The 3,171-nt window shown below is 63.3% G+C and carries 2 protein-coding genes and 2 pseudogenes; all 4 read left to right on the top strand.

What is annotated here, in order from left to right:
* Positions 1 to 478: pseudogene (locus EN884_RS30850) on the top strand (methylenetetrahydromethanopterin dehydrogenase); the annotation flags it as partial.
* Positions 479 to 491: 13 nt separating this feature from the next.
* Positions 492 to 1,586: an ATP-grasp domain-containing protein gene (locus EN884_RS30855; RefSeq protein ID WP_063167856.1), complete on the top strand. Its 1,095-nt coding sequence runs from the start codon at positions 492 to 494 to the stop codon at positions 1,584 to 1,586.
* On the top strand, positions 1,583 to 2,539 hold the full coding sequence (mch, locus tag EN884_RS30860; RefSeq protein ID WP_024504391.1) for a methenyltetrahydromethanopterin cyclohydrolase: 957 nt from the start codon (positions 1,583 to 1,585) through the stop codon (positions 2,537 to 2,539). The genes EN884_RS30855 and mch overlap by 4 nt, the downstream gene beginning before the upstream one ends.
* Positions 2,540 to 2,673: 134 nt before the next feature.
* Positions 2,674 to 3,171 (top strand): annotated as a pseudogene (locus EN884_RS30865) (RimK family alpha-L-glutamate ligase); the annotation flags it as partial.

The raw sequence follows: 3,171 nt of genomic DNA on the forward strand, positions 1-3,171 counted from the left end.
CTGCACCGCCGTCATCGCGGCAGGGGAAGGTGCCCGGGTCACACTTGTCGGCCATGACGGCATCGAACGGGTCAAGCAGATCGCGGCCGAGATCGAAAGCAGGTTCCACCTCACCGTCGATGCGGCTGACGGATCGAGCGACGCCCGCAAGACAAAGCTGGTCGAAGCCAACGAAATTATCCTGGCTTGCGCCAAAGCTGGCGTCCAGGTGGTCTCCAAAGCCCAATTGAAAGGCAATGACCTGCTTATTGCGGCCGACGTCAATGCCGTTCCCCCGGCCGGCATCGAAGGATTGGCCGTCAATGCCAATGGTGATCCACTCGATGCGGCAAAAGCTGTCGGCATTGGTCCGCTTGCCATCGGCAATGTCAAATATAAGGTCGAATTCGGTCTCTTCAAAAGAATGATCGAATCCGAAAAGACGATCACGCTCGGTTTTCAGGAAGCGTTTTCCCTTGCACGCGAGATTGCCAAGTAACGCCGGATCTCTTTTGATCGCGGCAATTTCAGGCCGGGGGCTGGCCGCCGCCGCGCGTCGCGCCGGCTATCGTCCGCTGGTCGCCGATTTCTTTTGCGATACGGACACCGTCGCGCTCGCAGAACGCGCGACAATGCTGCCAGGCGACCTGCAAGGAGGCATCGACGGCGAGCGCATCATCGACACGCTTCGGCGATTGGCTGGCGACGACCTGCCGGCCGCCATTGTCCTGGGCTCAGGGTTTGAGCGGATGCCTGAGACCGTGGACAAAATCGCGCGACACTTTCGGCTCGCCGGCAATGGCGGCGCCGCGATCCGCAGGATCAAGGATCCGCAGTTGCTGGCCGATGATTGTGCCGAACTCGGCATCCCGCATCCGCAACTGCGATGGGACCAGCCGCCTGACCCGGAGAACTGGGTGGTCAAGACCGCGGGCGGCGCCGGCGGCGGACACGTCAGACGAGCAGCCGGAGAAAGCCCGACCGCCGGCCGCTACTTCCAGCGCTTCGTTGCCGGTCGCAGCATCTCGGCCCTGTTCGTCGGCAATGGTCAAACCGCGCACCTCGTGGGTTTCAGCCACCAATGGACGTCTCCCGCCCCCACAGCGCCCTATCGCTACGGCGGCGCCGTACGGTTGAGACGCTTCGATCGCAGACAGGCGGCGGTCATCGGCGGCTGGCTCTCAAGTCTGACGCGGCGCGCCGGCCTGCTTGGATTGTGCAGCGCCGATCTGATCCGTGGACCAGATGGCTACACGTTCATCGAGATCAATCCGAGGCCGGGCGCCACCCTCGACATTTTCGACGATGTTGACGCGCCATTGATCGAAGCGCATCTGCGCGCCGCGACGGGTCAGGTCTTCCGCTTGCCGCGCTTCGTCGATTCGATGGCGTCGATGGTGACCTACGCCGCGACGCCAATCACTCACTTTCCGTCGATTGCCTGGCCTGAATGGACAGCGGACCAACAGTCGGCTGGCACCCGTCTGATTGCCGGCGACCCTGTCTGCACGGTCTTCGCGCGCGGTCCGAGCGCCCAATCGACCAAGCGGCTCATCAAGGGACAAGCCAGCCAATTGCAACTCCAATGGGAAGGAGACCGGACATGAAAGACGGTTCGGCATTCCTGAACGACAATGCACAGCGCATCGTTGACGGCATGATCGGCGACGCCGAACGCCTGCGTATCGTCGTTTCCAGGGGACCATTGGGCGAGCGCCTGATCGATGCCGGCGCCAAGACCGTCGGCAGCGTCGAGGCCGGGATGCGCATGGCTGAGGCTGCGATGGGCGGTCTCGGCAGCGTTTCGGTGTTCATGGATCGCGCGTCACAGCAATGGCCGTTCACCGTCGAAGCGCGATCTTCGCAGCCGGTGCTGGCCTGCCTGGGCAGCCAGTATGCGGGCTGGAACCTGTCTGGCCAGGACTATTTTGCGATGGGATCTGGGCCTGCGCGGGCCCTCGCCCGGGTCGAACCGCTGTTCGAAACACTTTCCTATCACGACATCGCATCTTCCGCGGTGCTTATCCTTGAGACGGCCGAACCGCCTCCCCGCGCGACCGTTGAGAAAGTGAGCAAGGCAACTGGACTGGCGACGGAAAAGCTCACCTTCCTCTATGCGCCGACACAAAGCCTTGCCGGCGGCGTGCAGATCGTGGCGCGCGCGCTCGAGGTTGCCCTGCACAAGATCAACGATCTCAAATTCCCGCTGGAAAACGTTGTCGACGGCATCGGAACGGCGCCGATCCCCGCCCCCCATCCGGATTTCCTGACCGCTATGGGCCGAACCAACGATGCCATCATCTATGGCGGCAGCGTCCAGCTCTTCGTCAAAGGATCGGCGAAGGAGGCTGGCAAACTCGCGGAAAAACTTCCCAGCAGCGCCTCACGGGACTACGGCCAACCCTTCGCCGAGATATTCACGCGGTTCAAGGGCGATTTCTATGCCATCGACCCGTTGCTGTTCAGCCCGGCTGAAGTGATCGTGACAGCGATCGAAACCGGCGATACTTTTCGCGCCGGTCGGCGTGATCTGAAGATGCTCGAACGGAGTCTCGGCTAGGGCATGGCGGTGCAAAGGGATTCGTCTGTCATTCGCCCGCCCGGCGACTGCCTTCCGTGCAGCCCTGCCGCGGACGCTGCCATGAGGGCCTGGAATCGCTCGCGCCGCCGACATTCCCGCACCCGAGAGGCCACATGATCCCTCGCATCCTGATCGTCAGCGACAAAGTGGACACCGGCTCCAACGGCCTGGCGGCAGGACTTGGTCGGGGGGGCGCCGCCGTTACAGCCGTGCCGCTGGCGGCGATCGCATTCGATACCAGCAGCCCGAGCGGACTTGCGATCCCCGGCTTCGGCGGCACGCTGCCCGACGCCGTGCTCGTCCGTTCGATCGCCGCCGGATCGTTCGAAGCGGTTACCCGGCGCCTCGGGGTGCTGCACGCGTTAAGCAGACTGTCGGTTCCCGTATGGAATTCCGCGCAGGCGATCGAGCGCTGCGTCGACAAGTCGATGACGACATTCCTCCTGAAAAATGCCGGCCTGCCTACGCCACGCACCTTTGCCGTAGAAGGACTTGCCGTCGCCGAGGAGGTCGCGGCGCAAGAGCTTCCGCGGGGACCGCTGGTGCTGAAACCATTGTTCGGGGCGCAAGGCCGCGGCATAAAGCTGATCCGCACGTTCTCGGACCTGCCG

The sequence above is a fragment of the Mesorhizobium sp. M7A.F.Ca.AU.001.01.1.1 genome (assembly GCF_004022735.1).
In the GTDB taxonomy this organism is placed as follows: domain Bacteria; phylum Pseudomonadota; class Alphaproteobacteria; order Rhizobiales; family Rhizobiaceae; genus Mesorhizobium; species Mesorhizobium ciceri.